Below are 17,551 nucleotides of genomic sequence, written 5' to 3'. Positions count from 1 at the left end.
CCTGATTACCGAATAAGCAAATTAGTTCGTCACGTTAGATCAGTTAGCTAGATTTCATAATCGAACCAATCGAAGCCTGCAGGTGTATGACTTGCCTGGCCGTTGCCAGTGGCATATAACCCGACTACCGCTCCGGTAAAGCACATTTTATGCACAAAGTCCTCCGGAGAGATGGCCCGTGCTGAACCCGTGCCAAGACTTACCCAGTCCTGTTCATCCAAGGAGCAGCTCAGTTTATAGTCCGTCTCCGTTGATTCAATCCGAAGAAACAGCTGCTCTGCTTCAGTCTCATTCTGGCACACGATTTTCGACTCTCCACGTACCGTCAGACGGGCAAAAATGAGGTTGCGTCCTTCCGACCTTTTAACACCAAGCTCATAATGCGCATCCTCATCCCGGCGAATGCACATGCCCGCTTCTTCTCCATCAGCAGTCGGCACAAATGTCATGCTGGTTGTGTAGCAAGCCTGAAGATGCTGCTGTCTACGGCCAATAAACGTAATCTGACCAACGTCGCTGAGATTTGCCTCCTGCCCGTAAAGTGTCAGAGAACCCGGGTTATCCGTTATGGAGCATGCTCCTTCTGACGGATTGCGCACAAACATCCACTGCGGACCCAGTTCTTCATTGAAGTCATCCCGGCCTGCACAATGCTCGGATCCGGATAAAATCCGGGAAGAATCGGGTTCGCATAGCGAATTTGTTGTACTTGAAGCTGTGACATTTACTCCTTCACACTCCCTACATTAAGTCCTACGACAAAGTATTTTTGCAAGAACGGGTATACAAGCAAAATCGGAACGGAAGCCACAATGGTCACGGCCGCACGAATGGAAATTGGGGTTACCTGAGTCGAATGCTCTGCCCCTATACCATTGGCAACGGAAGGATTGCTGTTGGCGTTCATGCTGGAAGACAACAATTTCATCAATTCATATTGCAGCGTGCTGAGCTCTTGACGAGACGACGTGTACAGAAAAGCATCAAACCAGGAGTTCCAAGCCCCGACGGCAACAAAGAGCGCAATGGTCGCCAGTACAGGTTTACATAGCGGGAAAATAATTTTCCAGAAAATCCGGAAATCTCCTGCACCGTCTATTTTCGCAGATTCAATCAAGCTTTCGGGTATCGTGTAAATATAAGTACGAATGACGATCAGGTTAAACGCACTTACCAGTGATGGCAGGACATACACCCAGAAGGAGTTAATCAAATGCAGATCCTTCATGAGGAAGTATCCTGGAATCAGACCGGCGTTGAAATACATGGTCAGTACAAAAACAGTTGTAATCAGCTTACGGAAGATATAATCGCGCCGGCTCAGCGTATAGGCCAGCATGGTGGTCAAGAAAATATTAAGCAGTGTAGAAAGTACGGTCCGCGCAACTGATATCCAAAACGCATTATAGATCGTGCCCGAAGCAAAAACTGCTTTGTAATTCTGCAAGGTGAAATCACGAGGCCATAAATATAAGCCTCCCCGAATGGTGTCATTCCCTGCATTAAACGAAACTACAATGGTGTTTAAAAATGGATACAGCGTCACAATTACGAGCAAAATCATGAAGATCGTGTTAAAGGTGCCGAACAGAAACGGTTCAAGGCCTCTGGCACCAGGACGGCGTACAGAAAGCGCCGATGTATTTCCTAAACCGGACAATGGTGTTTTTTTCATCTTATAAGAGCCTCTCTTCCCCAAGCCGCTTGGCTGTCCAATTCGCTACAAGCAACATCGTAATGCTGACCACGGTCTTAAATATACCGCCTGCAGTCGCAAGCGAATAGTTACCCTGTGCAATCCCGTATTTGAGCACAAAGATATCAATCGTTTCTGCCCAGTCAACAACCAATCCGTTACCCAGCAAATATTGAACCTCGAAACCGGCCTCTAGAATATGCCCGATCGACATAATCAACAGGATGACAATGGTAGGCTTGATTCCCGGCAAGGTGACATTCCACATTTTTTGATAACGGTTAGCTCCATCAATGTCGGCAGCTTCGTACTGTGCCGGGTCAATCGAGGCCATAGCCGCCAAATAAATGATGGTACTCCATCCAACTTCTTTCCAAATGTGGGAGCTTGCTACAACACCCCAGAAATACTTGCCTTCCGTCAGCCATAGAATAGGCTCATCAATTAAATGCAATTTCATCAGGATATCGTTGACAATACCGTCAGAAGCAAGCGATGTCGCTACGATTCCGGTAACAATAATCCATGATAAGAAGTGAGGCAGATACGAGATCGTCTGTACCGTCCGCTTCCACAGGACCTTTTTGATCTCATTAAGCAGTAATGCCAGAACAATAGCGGTTACGAAACCCAGAATCATGTTGATGACACTCATGGCTAGCGTATTGCGAAGCACTCGCAAAAAATTGTCATCGGTAAATAAAAACTGAAAATGCTTAAATCCTACCCACGTCTGCTGCGAGAAACTCCGGGCCGGTTTATAATCCTGAAAGGCCATCGTCCAACCCCATACAGGTACATACGCAAAGACAATAATGTACGCCAGCAGAGGAACAGACATCCAAATGAGTTGTCTCTGTGCTTTAATATTCTGCCAGGTAATCCGCCTGATTTTCGGTTTTTTCTTCGGGCGGAGCGGCTTGGTACCCACTACAATTTCCTCCATAATATCAAGCTCCCTATCCATCTTTATAATCAAAGTAAAACGTCGAAACAAACCATGAATTCTAATTCAAAAGAACACATCTGCCATAATCATGTTTCAAAAAAATCAGGAAGGAAGGTTATCTTCCTTCCTGACGCTAAATTGTTTTTATTTCACAGACCAGTTATCAATTCTCCACTGCAACACTTCATTGATACGATCTTCATATGCCTTGATGTCAAGCTTTTGAATCTCGGAAACGTATTCGTTCCAAACATTGTCAAACTCTGATGTATCGGCCAATATGGCTTTTGGCAAATATTTGGTCGATAATTCGTTCAACTTCGTATTGGCAATCTTGGCTGGAGAACCGTCTACCACATCGACAGACCAAGCAGGGTAAGTTACCGGATTCTCTGGTGGAGCACTGAAAAAATCGATATAGCTGTTGAAACCATATGCATCCAAAACTTCCTTATCAAACGGTTTCAAGCTTGCCTGGTATTCTTCTGGCTGATTACTTGCCGAAGTTGCGTTGCCATCGCTAAAGTACCCTTCCATTTTCGGTGCAGTTCCATAAAATGCATCTGCTTTGTTGGCAAGCTTCCAAGCAGCATCCGCTGCATTGTCGCGTTGTTCTTGTGTCTTCATGAAGCGGCCTTCTTCATTGACATAATAATCTTCATCCACGATGCCCCAAGTGAATGTTTTCTGCCATTCTTCCTCCATCAGTTTGTCGAGCACTTTGAGGATTTTTACAGGGTCTTTGGCACTCACGGTAATACCGAAACCATTGTTGAGATTCAGTGCTGCACGGTCACGATAATAGTCTTTGGTGCTGCTGTCATATACAAGCGGGAAACCTACATAAGTGCGTTCAATTTTGTCTTGCGTTTTGAGGGAATCTTCCGCGCTTTGGAAATTCCAATGTTGATCGAACATGCCGAGTACGGAACCACTGGACAATTTGGCCATATATTGGTCGTAGTTCTGTGCGAACGCTTCCTTATCAAGCAAGCCTTGGGCATTGATTTCATTTAGCTTCTGATAGTACTGTTTGGCATAATCCTTATCGGCGAAGATCTCCGCCTTGCCATCGTTGACGACCACTCCGCCATCATTCGGATGACCAATCAAATGCTGAGGCGGGTTCAGCAGACCCCAGTTTTTCCAGTCATAGTTCAGGATCTCAAAACCGATGGTCGGCTTGCCGTCAATAGTCGGATATTTTTCTTTGTATTTCGCGATCAGGTCGAAGTATTCATCCAGTGTTTTTGGAGTCGGGTAACCGAACTCTTTCAGTACGGCTTTTTGAATCCAGAACGCAGGACCACTGTAATAAGTGTCAGCCACTTCGCCGTTATATGCACCATAGTTTGGCAGGTAGTAGATATGTCCATCATTCGGGTCCTTCATTTGATTCCAGTACTTCTCGTAATGTTTTTTCAAATTCGGGGCGTGTTCCTCAATCAGATCTTCAAGCGGAATGACTGAACCTGCAGCTGTCAGTTTGGTATCAGCTGAGATCAGGTCTGGATAATCCCCACCAGCAATCATAACGCCGAGCTTTTGGTTTTTGTCACCGGCCAGAAATTCGAACTTGAATGATACGCCAAGCTCATCCTTCATTTTCTTGTAAATCTTGTTGTCAGCGGTTGGCTGCTGTCCGGCCTCGTTAAGGAATACCGAGATTTCTATCGGATTGTCAGGCCCTACCTCTGTACCACTTCCCTCTTCTCCACTGCCTGGGTCCTTTGTACCGCCGGAACAACCAGCCAGTACAACGCTCAGTGACAACAACATGGTTGCCCCCATACGGAAAAACTTCTTTTTACTTTCCCCCATAAAGCACCTCCAAAGTTTGATTGCGCCTTAATGAAAGCCCTTTCATTTGAATGATTTCATTATAAATTTAATGCTAAATGGAAAATACATCCGAATTATAGCTCTTTCCGAGAAAAACTCAGGTTTTCGTTCTATAATCTATAGATTCAACCGTACTCGATTTTCTAAAGGCATTTTATTAGACATGTTTCTTATATTCATTAGGAGACATGTTCAGCCTTTTTTCAAACTGCTTCAAAAAATGATGGTAGGTAGAGTATCCAACTTTTTCCGAGACCTCGCTATTTTTGTATTGATTCATTTGGAGTAATCGGCAAGCTTCCTCAATCCTCAAATTATGTAACATTTCATTGAAACCAATGCCATTTTTTCGTATAAGCAGCTGTCCCAGGTAAGCCGGGTGCAAAAAGAAGCGCTCCGCAAGCATTTTAATGCTCAAGCCTTCCCGGTAGTGCTCATGAATGTAATCGTTGATATCCTGTACAATACCCTGCGTTTCGGAAGCATTCTCCTTAAGCAAAAGTTCAAAACAGACTCGTCCGCACGACTGCAGCATGTCGATCAGATCATTCCATGTCAGCAAGCGTTCATCCAGATTCGGAATATCGAACAGACGATTTGGAGCACCGGAATCCTCCGCCAGTTCGGATCTCATATATGCTCGAATCTCATGAAGTAGGTAGATCACGTATTTACGGGCCTCCTCCGGGTGAATTCGTAACTGGCGAAAAGATTGCTCAATATAATCCGCGGCTGACCTGTAGGCATCGTGATCAATGAGTTGAAATGCCCCCAGAATTCTCGCTGCGAGTTCTACCTGATCATGATGTCTTTGGAACGTAAGGTCCTTAAGGCTCTCATAGTCCATCACGCCGTTCCCATTCGTATTATAAAAGGTATGCAGGAGCGCTTTTTCTGCTGTGACCCTGGAATGATTAATGAAAGTAAGTGAAGACACCGCTTCACCAATGGCCATAAATGCGCGAAAGTCCGCCAGACGGCGTGCCAGTTCCTCCAATCGCTGTCTGGCCGTACAGCTCGTGCCATGGGAGGCTGATTCAGCACTCCCAAACACGATGGAAACCAGATCATTTCGCAAGCGAATCACATACATGGCTTTTGACCTGTCCAGAAATTCCGCAGCAACCGTGCTCCACCTGCAATAATCCTCTGCCGCGATCTGAACGAGGCATACATTCCAACCATGAGAGGAGCGCGACAAGGACTCCAGTACACCAGCAGCTTCTGTGGACAATTCTTTGCCTGTTAGAGCCTCCTTTATCGCCAGATTTTCCTTCTCTCTCTGTGCCACCTGCCCCACGTATAGTTGTTCCCGCTCCTTAGCCAGTTCCTGTCCCATTTGACGGATCTCCAGCTCGGCCTGTTCCTCATCCAGCGGTTTAAGCAAATAGCGGGAAACTCTATATTTGAGTGCCTTTCGTGTATAATCAAAATCACTGTATCCTGTCAGGATAATGAATCTGGTAGAATCGTTGCCCCTGCGTCTCCACTCCGCAATCATCTCCAGGCCATTCATCACCGGCATATGGATATCAACCATGACCAGATCGGGCTTCAGCTCCTCCATGTGTTTCAGGCCCTCCGAACCGTTTCCGCAGACCCCACATACCTCAAAGCCAAGGTTTTCCCATGGTATCCATAATTGCAGACCCTCAAGCGCCAAAGGCTCATCGTCAATTAACAACACTTTAAATGCCATCGTCCACACCTCCTTTTACATCCTGACGTTCCAGCAATTGCAACGGGATTTCAAACGATACCTCAGTCCCCTCCCCGATCCTGCTTACCAGGTTAAAATTCACTTTATCGTCGTAGTACAATTCAAGACGGCGATACACATTCCGTATTCCAATATTGTATCCACCGCTCTCTTCCTTGCTTCGCATGTGATACAGAACCTCTTGAAGCCGTTCCTTGTCCATGCCCTTTCCATTGTCAGATACGACAACACGCAGATGCTCGTTCACTATTTCAGCTTGAATCTTCACATAGCCAAGCCCCTCAATGGCCTGAATGCCATGTTTGCAAGCATTTTCCGCCAGCTGTTGGATACTCATTTTGGGTATTTTATATCCCCTTGCCTCTTCTGTGATGTCAATATAGTATTCAAACTTGTCCCGGAAACGGAATTTCTCAATACCCAGGTACATGACCGTGAAGCTCATTTCTTCCTCCAGCGTGACCACATCGTCCCTCCAGTTCAATAGACGGCGAAGCAGCCTGGACAGATCCTTGATAATATCCTTCACGTCCGCATAGTTATTTTTGGTGCTAACCACAAGCAGTGCATTCAACGTATTAAATAAAAAGTGAGGATTCATCTGGCTTTGCAGCAGGTTAAGCTCAGCTCGAATGCGTTCAGCCTCCTGGCTTCGCTGCTGAATTTCAAGCTTGTACACGTTGTTGATCAATGAATGGATTCGTGCCGTCATCATATTGAAATTGCTAATCAAATGCCCAATCTCGTCATGTCCACCATCCATGTTAATTAGTTCGAATTTCTCGTTACCCACCTTCTGCATATGTCTCGACAGCCGCTTGACACGATAATTGTAGGAACGGAGCATGACATAAATGAAAATGGAAGTGATCAGAGTAATAATCCCGGCCAGCATCCCAAAATAAAGCTGCATGGATAACATTGCTTGTTTGACACGTGTTTCCTGAGGAACACCAATAAGCTTCCAACCTTTCACATAACTAGCACTACCGATTGGAACGACATGCAAGTCCTTCTCTGCCGCTTTGCTCATATCAAACAAAGCATAACTACTCTCCAGCTCCCCCTGATACTTGTCATCCGCAGATACAATAATTTGATTCTGGGCATTCACCAGATACAGATCCAGAGAGCTCTTTTCTCTGGCAATCACATCATAGAAGCGACTAACGTAGAAATCGATGCGTACCAACTTCTGATAAGAGTTGTCGGCGTTGTAGTAATCCATTTTTTCGATCACGCTTAAATACGAAGAGGTTGCAGCACGATCATTCGTTGCCTGATCACGGTATGCAAGCACTTTTAAGGTTTCCCCAGCAGCCTTCCACTGCTTAAACCAGGTTTCGGAGCGTACGTCGTTATCAAGAACATAATAATCCCCGCCAGGTACAATGGTCGGATTTTCGGTGTAAACCCCTATTCGCTGAATTTGGTTGTTCACAGGGATATAGGAGGTCACCCGATGACGAAGCTGATCATCGAGTGTGTTATAGAAATCCAGCTGACTGTCATACACCCGATCCATGGATTCGGTCAACAGCTTGTCCGTAATCAAGGCATGACTGACGGCGATGCCACCATCAATCATCGTATGAATATCCTTTCTTGCACGCTCCAGTGAGATTTGTAAATTCTGCTCTTCCCGTTCCTTGATTAACCCTGACATACGATCCATAAACAAAACATTGCTTACAAAGATCGGAAGCAAGATACCAATGACATATATCAATATAAATTTGTAATTCAAGGGTATATCGTTCACGATGCTGCGAAAACGGATTGTTCTGAACATGTTTGCTATCGCCATCCTTCATTCGTACTTCTCATCTCTCGGGGGGATCTATTGCTGTTTACGATATGCAGAAGGTGCCATGCCCGTCATTCGCTTGAACTGACTTACAAAATAGTCTGCATTCGGATAACCAGACTGTACTGCAATGTCAGCAATGCATGCGCAGCTTTGGCGTAATAGCCTTTTTGCCTCCTCAATCCGTTTATCGTTTAAATATTCCCGAAACGTTTTGCCCGTCTGCTGCTTGAATGCCTGCCCCAAATAATTGGCGTTCATATGAAATTGATGTGCGAGCTCCTGAAGCTGCAGTTTCTTACGGAATTCCTGATTGACATATTGCACCACACGAAAAATGGTGCTGCATTCCTTTTCTTTTCTCCGCTCCTGCAGCGCCTCCAAAGCGTTCAAACATAACACACGAGCGTAATCCCGAAATGCCGGATAGGAGTCGATTTTAGTAATCCCGCCTGCCTTATTTTGAACGTGAAGCATAAAACTGCCCGTATCGCCATCAAGCTCTTTCAACTCCTTGAGAATACTCATTTCAAGGGCAAGCAATTGAACCCGGACGTATTCCATATTGGAGAAAGGCAATCCTAAGTCAGGATCAGCAAGAAGTGCTTGAATCTTCCCTTCCAACCGATCCTGTTCACCAGAAAGAATGACTTCCATCAGATTGGCTAAAGCTTTTTGATTTACACTGGCCAATGGGTCACTCTGCGGCAGATCCTGATGATGAACAAATCCGCCCTCTCCATGATAACGCTTCCATCTCAGAGCGAACAAAGCTTTCTCGTAGGCTGACCGCATACCGAATTCTGTGCCCGAATGATGTCCAACAGCCACAATCATGGACGAATGACCAGCATGGGTCTCCACAATATTTCTGCCCATTGACTCAAGGAGCTTCAAGGAATTATCGATATCGGCAGCGAACACTCCGAGGTTTCCTTCAGCATCCATAAAAGGTTCCGACCAATGGACACCACTATAAGCGTGTATTCGCTTTTTTACGTCATTTTTACTGATATCCGTCGCAATTAGAAGACAGGCCATATTTTCATGACCATTCATTTGAAGCATAGTATTCACTTCGTTCTGCAGCTCCCTGCTGTCTTCCCCTTGAATCAGGCGATCAAACAAACAATTCACATACAGGGCACGATCACGCTGGTGTACTTCCGCCGAAATTTGTTCTTCCTGAATTTTACGCCCCATCTGTTCCAATACGTGTTCTATCTCGATCTCATCAATAGGCTTGAGCAAGTAATCCTCTACTCTCTGCTCCAGTGCTGTTTTCACATACTCGAAGCTGTCATACCCACTTAAGATAACGAATCGGGGTGCTTTGGCCAGCTCATGCTTGGAACGGTCGATCAGTTCCAGGCCACTCACGGAGGGCATATGAATATCTGTAAATACCAGATCCGGTTGAAGACTTTCGATCATGGACCAGGCGGCATTGCCATTCTCCGCCTCACCACAGATGCGAAAACCGTATTTGTCCCAATTCACCATGGTTCTCAGGCCTTCGAGTACCCACGGCTCATCATCCACCAACAGAACATTCATCATTCGTACTCCCCCTTATGAATGATTTTCTCTGTAGAACGAACCCGTTTTATTCCCATACTATCATACGTGAGCACAACTTTTAACCGGACAATTGCAAGGTAATTTCGAAGCTCCTGAATTCTTAGCCATGCCATTACAACACACCTAACGGTTTTCAAAGTGAATCGACGGGCCTTCAGCAATTGCATGTCCTCGACTTGCAGTATTCACCAGGTAAGGAAAAATCATGACCACCCGTCCAAAGAACTGCACCCCAATTGTTAGACACATCTAACAGTTGGAGGTGCAGTTTTTTTAATGGCCAAATTAACAGCACAACAAAAATTACTTGCTGTAAAAAGATATCTTGAAGGAAAAGAAGGACAGGGAAGCATAGCGAAAAGCTTAGGCATAAACAAGAGCATGCTTCAGACGTGGACTCGACAGTATCAATATCATGGTGAAAGTGCGTTTGTTAGAAGCTATACAACTTATTCGCAGGAAGATAAACTAAAGGTACTTCGTTATATGAACGAACATGGGACGTCTATCCGCGAAACGGCTGCGATCTTCAACCTTCCAACGCACTCCATGCTTTTAAGTTGGAAGAACCAACTCAAAACGGATGGAGTAGATGCCCTAAACCCAAAAAAGAAGGGGCGTCCATCGATGAAAGAAGAAAAGAAACCAAGGCCAGTCGAAGGCTCTGTCGAAGCGTTGCAAGCAGAAGTAGAACGCCTACGTATGGAGAATGCCTACTTAAAAAGTTGAATGCCTTAGTTCAAAGCAAGGAAAAATCACGAAGCAAGACAAAGCGCAAGTAGTATTTGAGCTAAGGCTGGAGTTCCCCATTACTGACTTGTTACAACTGGCTCAGATCCCACGCAGTACATACTATTACTGGGTAAACACACTGGGAAGGCCAGATAAAAATGAGGGCTTAAAAGCCCGTATCACAGCTATTTACCATGAACATCAAGGTCGTTATGGATATCGCCGAATTCGCGATCAATTGCACAATGAAGGGCTTAAAGTCAACCATAAAAAAGTGCAACGAATCATGGATGAGCTTGGATTAAAATGTGGGGTCCGAATGAAAAAGTATCGTTCATACAAAGGCACAGTAGGTCAGATCGCACCCCATATTTTAGATCGAGATTTCCACGCTACGAAGCCTAATGAGAAGTGGGTAACGGATATTACGGAGTTCAAATTATTCGGAGAGAAGTTGTATTTATCCCCGATGTTGGACTTATTTAACGGTGAAATCATTACGTACACTGTGGAATCTCGTCCCGTGTATTCTCTTGTTTCCAAGATGTTAGATAAGGCGTTGGAACATCTAAAAGAAGACGATACACTCCTAATCCATTCGGATCAGGGTTGGCACTACCAGATGCGGCAATTCCAAAAAACATGAAAAGAACGCGGGATAACTCAAAGTATGTCTCGTAAAGGAAACTGCTACGACAATGCTGTTATGGAGAATTTCTTCGGCATTCTAAAATCCGAATTTTTATATACCCAAGAATTTGAAAGCATGGAGCAATTCAAGGAAGAGCTTGATCAATACATCAAGTATTACAATAACAAACGTATTAAAGCGAGGCTAAAAGGCATGAGCCCGGTACAGTACCGAAATCATGCCTTGAAAGCAGTCTAACCTATACTGTCTAACTTTTGGGGGTCACTTCATAACGGGTGGTTTTTTGTTTCGCGCGTTTTACGCGCTCAACCGGCTAAAGCCTAAACGAGAAAGAGCGAGTGTTGGTGGATTTCCGACCACCAATACTCGCTCTTTTAAATCATGCGGATTTTCGTAGTCAGGGCTGCTTGTTTGCAATTGAGAAGCAATTATGAACAGCCCCGTCTATTATCCCAGTATCAGCTTGTTACACTTGAATGGTTCCGGTATATACCGTCTCCGCCGGACCTGTCATATAGACACGGTTGTCCCGTTCATCCCACTCGATCCACAGATCTCCGCCCTTCAGGCTGACAATCGCCTCCCGGCCGGTATATCCGTTCAATACTGACGAGACGAGCGTGGCGCACGCTCCCGTGCCGCAGGCCAGCGTAGGACCCGCGCCTCTTTCCCATACGCGCATCTCAATGCGCCGGCGGTCGAGCACAGTTGCAAATTCCACATTTGTCTTCTTCGGAAACAGGGGATGAACCTCCAGAATAGGCCCCCAGGTATTCAGATCAAATTTCGCCGCATCGTCCACATAAATGACGCAATGCGGATTGCCCATCGATACGGCCGTAAAGCGGAAAGCGGACCCGCCTGCCTCCAGCAGCCGGTTCTGCACCGGCTTCTCATCCAGCACCGTCGGAATAAGCAGCCCGTCCAGTACAGGCTCGCCCATATCGACCCGCACGAGGCTCACCTGGCCGTTCTCTATCGTCAGATCAACCTGCTGAACCCCCGCGCCCAACGTTTCAATCGTCAGCGTTTCCCGGTCCGTATATCCATGATCATAGACATATTTGGCCACACAGCGAATTGCATTGCCGCATTGCTCCGCTTCCGAGCCGTCTGAATTGATAATTCGCATTTTGAAATCAGCCTGCTCCGAGGGCAGGATGAACACCAGCCCGTCCGCGCCAATGCCAAAAAAACGGCTGCACCATTTTACAGCCCAATCAGACGCTTCCTTCGGCAGCTCCTGCTCCCCGTAGATCATAATAAAATCATTGCCCAATCCGTGCATTTTCGTAAATTGCAAGCTTCCCCACTCCTTGCCGGCTGCATTCAATCCGGTCGGCAGCCGCCGGCGCACAGCGCCGGCACCTTACCGATCATAAGCTCATGATAGCACATCGCCAAGCCTGGGTGAAAGAGCTGTACACAATCGTTCCCGCAGGTTCCCTTTTTGAACTACCTCTGTTATGCGGACAGATTCGGGTTGCTCTGCAGGAAAGATCTTCTGCGGCGGTTGCGACGCCCGCCCCATACGCTGCCGGCACCCATCAGGAATGTAGGAATGCCCGCACATACAATGGCAACAGCCCATTCGCGCATGCCCAGCGGCACTGTTTTGAAGATCGGCTGCAGCGGCTCGAAGTACATGACGACCAGCATCAGAACGATCGAAGACAGCACAGCCAGCACAAGATAACCGTTCTGCAGCGGATTGCGGTGAAAGATCGATCTGGAGCTGCGGCAGTCAAATACATGAATGAGCTGAGCCAATACCAGTGTGGCAAAAGCGACGGATTGTGCTTTGGCCAGCTGTGCCGCATTGTCTGGAGCCACTCGGAGCGTCAGCCAGAACGCGGCAAGCGTGCAAAGGCCGATCAGAAGACCGCGGCTGATAATTTTCCAGCCAAGCCGGCGGGCGAAAATATTTTCCTTGGCCCCGCGTGGGCGCTGCTCCATCAGATCCTTCTCGGGCTGGTCAACCCCGAGCGCCATGGCCGGCAGCCCGTCAGTAACCAGATTGACCCACAAAATTTGAATGGGCAGCAGCGGCAGCGGCAGCCCGGCCATCATCGCGAAAAACATCGTAAGAATCTCGCCGACATTGGAAGCAAGCAGATAGCGGATAAACTTGCGGATATTTTCGTAGATGCTCCGCCCTTCCTCAATGGCCGCCACAATGGTCGAGAAATTGTCATCATTCAGCACCAGCGCAGCCGCTTCTTTCGTAACATCCGTCCCGGTAATGCCCATGGCGATACCGATATCGGCCGCCTTGACGGCAGGCGCGTCATTGACACCGTCACCCGTCATCGCGACTACATGACCCTTGCGCTGCAGCGATTTAACAATCCGCAGCTTATGCTCCGGCGACACTCTTGCGAAGACGGACGTGCTGTCCACCGCTTTATCCAGCGCATCTTCGTCCATATTGTTCAGCTGCTGGCCTGTAAGCACCTGTGAACCGCGCTGCAGAATGCCGAGCTGCTGCGCGATCGCTTCGGCGGTTGTGCCGTGATCGCCTGTAATCATGATCGTGCGGATGCCGGCGCGGCGGCATTTCAATATCGCCTCTCTGACCTCGCGCCGCGGAGGATCGATCATGCCCGTCAAACCAATGAACACGAGTTGGGACTCCGCCTCGGATTCGCTGCCGATATGCTCATGGGAACGCAGCTCGCGATAAGCGATCCCGAGCACCCGCAAGGCATCGGAGGCCAAACCTTCATTCGCCGCCATCACCTTCTGGCGCAGCGTGCCCGTCAGCGGAATTTCTTTGCCCTCCCACAGAATGCGGGAACACTGCTCCAGCAGCATGTCCGGAGCACCCTTGCTGAAGATGAAGCGCTCGCCGCTGCTGTTCGCAACCAATACGGACATCCGCTTCCGCTCCGAATCAAAAGGGTACTCCTGCTCGCGCGTATAGCTCTCCGCCAGCTCCTGCTGCGTGACTCCGCCTTTGGCTGCGAGCGTGACGAGGGCGCCTTCCGTAGGGTCACCCTTGAGCTCCCACGTGGGCAGCAGCTCCTGTTCCCCTTTCTTTTTCTTCCCCCGGGTTCCGCCTGCTTCCGCCAGGGCGATTTCCGCATTGTTGCACAGGGCCGCGCCCTGAAGCAACCTGTGCAGCGCCTCATCGTTCTTCAGATCGGCAGGCTGGCTCCCTGCAAGAATGCTTCCTGCCGGCTCATATCCTTCACCTGTAACCTGCAGCTCGCGTCCGCCCATCCATAGCCGGGTAACCGTCATTTTGTTTTGCGTCAGCGTTCCTGTTTTGTCGGAGCAGATAACCGAGGCGCAACCCAGCGTTTCCACAGAAGGCAGCTTGCGCACAATGGCCTTGCGTTTGATCATGCGCTGGACACCAAGGGCAAGGGCAATCGTAACGATCGCAGGCAGCCCTTCCGGAATGGCCGCCACCGCCAGACTGACCCCTGCAAGAAACATGGCGACTGCTGGCTGTCCATGCATAATGCCTGCAACTACTACGAGCACAGTCAAGGCCAGGGCCACCAAAATCAAAATTTTGCCAAGCTGCTCCAGTCTATGCTGAAGCGGCGTCTCCTGGGCTTCGGTGTTTTGGATAAGATCTGCGATTTTGCCCATTTCCGTGTCCATGCCCGTGCGGACGACAATGCCTTTGGCCGTTCCCCGTGTGACCATGGTGCCCATGAAGCCCATATTTTTCATATCCCCGAGGGGTACCTCTTCCGCCGGGATCGGCCGGCTGTGCTTGCTTACCGGTACCGACTCACCGGTCAGGGCCGATTCTTCCACATCACAGCTGCTCGTCTGAAACAGCCGAAGATCGGCCGGAATGCGGTCTCCGCTTTCCAGCTGTACAATATCTCCCGGAACAAGCTCTCTTGCGGGAATGAGCATGCTTTTTCCGTCCCGGATCACCTTGGCGGACGGGGCGGACAGCTGCTTGAGCGCACGCAGCGAGCGCTCTGCCCGAAATTCCTGAACAAAACCGAGCAATCCGTTCAGCAGTATGATCGCGATGATGGTAATGGCGTCAAGGTACTCTCCCAGCAGGCCTGACACAAGCGTCGCGCCCATGAGGACAAGCACCATGAAATCTTTAAATTGATTCAGCAGCAGTGTGATCGGCGAAATGCGCTTTCCCTCCGAAAGCTCGTTCCAGCCTGCCTCCTTGCGACGGAGCGCTGCCTCGTCTCCCGTCAGACCGCGCTTCGGATCCACATTCAAGCTCGACTGCAGCTGCTCTGCGCCTAATTGGTGCCAATGCTTTTGTTCCATTCTTCCGTTTCCCCTCCCGGTCTCTCATAATCCGTTCGTTCGTCGGCTGATGCGGTTCCGTCCGGCACATTGTCCTTTCAACTTCCATTGCCTGTTCACAGCGGCCGGACAGCCTCTAACTTCAATCTATTCGGACAGGGCTATAATTATCACAGAGGCTGGTCTTATGTTTTGGGCCAAACTTATGTATCATATAGAGACGGGTAATTCATATATATATCCGGTTCAATGACTGCTATCTATCAGTACATGTTCAAAAAGTCAGGTTTTCAGCACCGAGAAGCTTGAATGAAGATAGGGACTGAGGAGCGGAGCGTACTTGGGGTACGTGAGCATCGGAAGGCCCGGCTGAATTCAAGATTCGATGTCGAGTTCGTTCCCTGACTTCCTTCGTGATCAAAAGATGACTTTTTGAACTACCTCTATCATTCATGACAGGAGAATTGCAAATTATGGCATTAGACGGAATCGTTACGCGCGCCATCGTGCATGAGCTGCAGAGCTGCCGCGGCGCACGCATTAATAAAATTCACCAGCCCAATGAAAGGGACATTGTATTTAACCTGCGGATTCAGGGAGAAAGCGGAAAATTGCTGCTGTCGGCCAATCCCACTTATCCGCGCGTTCAATTTACGGCCCAGACCTTTATCAATCCGGCAGAAGCGCCCATGTTCTGCATGCTGCTGCGCAAGCACTGTGAAGGCGGTATTATCGAAGACATCCGGCAGGTCGGCATGGAGCGCATCATCCATATGGATATAAGGCAGCGCGACGAATTGGGTGATCTCTCCCAGAAACGCATCATTATTGAGTTAATGGGACGGCACAGCAACATCATCCTGGTAGACCCGGCATCAAATACAATTCTTGACGGCATTCATCATGTAACGCCTGCGATCAGCAGTTACCGTGTGGTCATGCCGGGATTTTCCTACACGGAACCCCCGCAGCAGCACAAGCTTGACCCGTTGGAGACGGATAAGACCGCTTTTATGGAGACCTTCCAGATGGAGCAGGCAGACGCGGCACAGTGGATCGTGAACACCTTTACAGGGGTCAGCCCCCTGATTGCCGCAGAGATTGCGCTGCGGGCAGCAGAAGCTGGAGGTGTGAATTCCAGTGAACAGAAGGAGGATGCTGAGCGTTTGTGGCAGGCTTTTTCAGATATCATGAGCAATGTCCGGGGGCACCGCTACCAGCCTGTATCCGGCCTGAATGCGAAGGGAAAGGACGTTTTCTCCGCCATCCCCTTGAGATTGATTGAAGGTGGAGCAAAGACGTATGACTCCATCAGCCAATGCCTGGAGGATTTTTATGGAGATAAGGCGGAACGCGACAGCGTCAAGCAAAGGGTAAGCGACCTGCTGCGCTTCCTGCAAAATGAACGCAGCAAGAACGTGAAAAAGCTCGACAATTTGCAGCGGGATTTGGAGGAGGCTGAGGATGCGGACCAGTACCGCATTTACGGGGAGCTGCTTTTTGCCTCTCTGCATGCCATATCCAAAGGGGATCAGGAGGCCGTGCTTGTCAACTTTTACGACGAGCAGCAAAAGGAGATCGCCATTCCGCTCGATCCGCTGCTCAGCCCCTCCGACAACGCCCAGCGTTATTTTAAAAAATATAATAAATATAAAAACAGCCTGGCTGTGATTGAGGAGCAGCAGCTGAAAACCCATGAGGAAATCGCCTATATCGACAATTTGCTTCAGCAGCTCTCGCATGCGTCCATGAGCGATATTGAAGAAATCCGGGAAGAGCTCGTGCAGCAGGGGTATTTGCGGGACCGGGCCAAGAAGGTCAAAAAGAAGAAAAAGAACGACCGCCCAGCGCTGCACCAGTATATTTCTTCCGAGGGAATCGAGATTTATGTAGGCAAAAACAACCTGCAGAACGAATATCTTACCAACCGGCTGGCCGGGCCAAATGACACATGGCTTCACACCAAGGATATCCCGGGCTCCCATGTGGTGATCCGCTCGGAGAGCTACGGTGATGCTACCCTTGAGGAAGCGGCGCAGCTTGCCGCCTACTTCAGCCAGGCCAAGCAATCGAGCAGCGTTCCCGTCGACTGCACCCTGATCCGCCATGTCCGCAAGCCGAGCGGCGCCAAACCAGGCTTTGTCATCTACGATCATCAGCGGACGCTGTACATTACGCCGGATGAAGAGCTTGTCAAACGGCTTCCCGGCAAGGTAAAAAGCAGCTGACAGCCTGTTCCTGCTTATATATTAAAAAAACAGAGGATGAAGCCGATGCGCAATTTGCGCGGCTTCATCCTCTGTTTTTGTTAAGATTTGTCTTCACATGTTAATTCC

10 protein-coding genes and 1 pseudogene are annotated in these 17,551 nt (G+C 48.5%); 2 read left to right on the top strand and 9 right to left on the bottom strand.

The features are described 5' to 3' along the window. Nucleotides 1-47: 47 nt before the first annotated feature. The 7 genes from ACE5KN_RS22315 to ACE5KN_RS22285 form a co-directional block, all read right to left on the bottom strand. Nucleotides 48-671, bottom strand: a complete 624-nt coding sequence (locus tag ACE5KN_RS22315; RefSeq protein ID WP_375524226.1) for a beta-xylosidase family glycoside hydrolase — start codon at nucleotides 669-671, stop codon at nucleotides 48-50. A 53-nt stretch (nucleotides 672-724) separates the two neighbouring features. Continuing rightward, nucleotides 725-1,564 carry a carbohydrate ABC transporter permease gene (locus tag ACE5KN_RS22310; protein WP_375524225.1) on the bottom strand — a complete coding sequence of 280 codons (840 nt, stop codon included), beginning with the start codon at nucleotides 1,562-1,564 and terminating at the stop codon, nucleotides 725-727. A 112-nt stretch (nucleotides 1,565-1,676) separates the two neighbouring features. Then, nucleotides 1,677-2,642 carry an ABC transporter permease gene (locus ACE5KN_RS22305; protein ID WP_095286681.1) on the bottom strand — a complete coding sequence of 322 codons (966 nt, stop codon included), beginning with the start codon at nucleotides 2,640-2,642 and terminating at the stop codon, nucleotides 1,677-1,679. A 147-nt stretch (nucleotides 2,643-2,789) separates the two neighbouring features. Beyond that, nucleotides 2,790-4,466: a type 2 periplasmic-binding domain-containing protein gene (locus ACE5KN_RS22300; protein ID WP_375524150.1), complete on the bottom strand. Its 1,677-nt coding sequence runs from the start codon at nucleotides 4,464-4,466 to the stop codon at nucleotides 2,790-2,792. A 178-nt stretch (nucleotides 4,467-4,644) separates the two neighbouring features. Continuing rightward, entirely contained in the window at nucleotides 4,645-6,186 is a 1,542-nt protein-coding gene (locus tag ACE5KN_RS22295) for a response regulator (protein WP_375524149.1), read from the bottom strand. Further along, nucleotides 6,176-7,999, bottom strand: coding sequence for a sensor histidine kinase (locus ACE5KN_RS22290; RefSeq protein ID WP_375524148.1), 1,824 nt, complete (start codon nucleotides 7,997-7,999; stop codon nucleotides 6,176-6,178). Before ACE5KN_RS22290 ends, ACE5KN_RS22295 begins: the two co-directional genes overlap by 11 nt. Before the next feature lie 48 nt (nucleotides 8,000-8,047). After that, nucleotides 8,048-9,574, bottom strand: a complete 1,527-nt coding sequence (locus ACE5KN_RS22285; protein ID WP_375524147.1) for a response regulator transcription factor — start codon at nucleotides 9,572-9,574, stop codon at nucleotides 8,048-8,050. A gap of 297 nt (nucleotides 9,575-9,871) precedes the next feature. Here ACE5KN_RS22285 and ACE5KN_RS22280 point away from each other — a divergent pair. After that, a pseudogene (locus ACE5KN_RS22280) lies at nucleotides 9,872-11,216 on the top strand (IS3 family transposase). A 229-nt stretch (nucleotides 11,217-11,445) separates the two neighbouring features. Here ACE5KN_RS22280 and dapF read toward each other — a convergent pair. Further along, complete coding sequence (dapF, locus tag ACE5KN_RS22275) at nucleotides 11,446-12,282, bottom strand: diaminopimelate epimerase (RefSeq protein ID WP_375524224.1); 837 nt, start codon at nucleotides 12,280-12,282, stop codon at nucleotides 11,446-11,448. Nucleotides 12,283-12,443: 161 nt separating this feature from the next. Beyond that, on the bottom strand, nucleotides 12,444-15,236 hold the full coding sequence (locus ACE5KN_RS22270) for a calcium-translocating P-type ATPase, SERCA-type (RefSeq protein WP_375524146.1): 2,793 nt from the start codon (nucleotides 15,234-15,236) through the stop codon (nucleotides 12,444-12,446). A 452-nt stretch (nucleotides 15,237-15,688) separates the two neighbouring features. On the opposite strand from ACE5KN_RS22270, the gene ACE5KN_RS22265 reads away from it, so the two are divergent. Further along, nucleotides 15,689-17,443 carry an Rqc2 family fibronectin-binding protein gene (locus ACE5KN_RS22265; RefSeq protein ID WP_375524145.1) on the top strand — a complete coding sequence of 585 codons (1,755 nt, stop codon included), beginning with the start codon at nucleotides 15,689-15,691 and terminating at the stop codon, nucleotides 17,441-17,443. Nucleotides 17,444-17,551: the final 108 nt, after the last annotated feature.

The organism is Paenibacillus terreus, from assembly GCF_042138595.1.
Taxonomy (GTDB): Bacteria; Bacillota; Bacilli; order Paenibacillales; family Paenibacillaceae; genus Paenibacillus; species Paenibacillus terreus.
The sequence above is the reverse complement of the archived record's forward strand: the minus strand, read 5'-3'. Positions and strand labels throughout refer to the sequence as shown.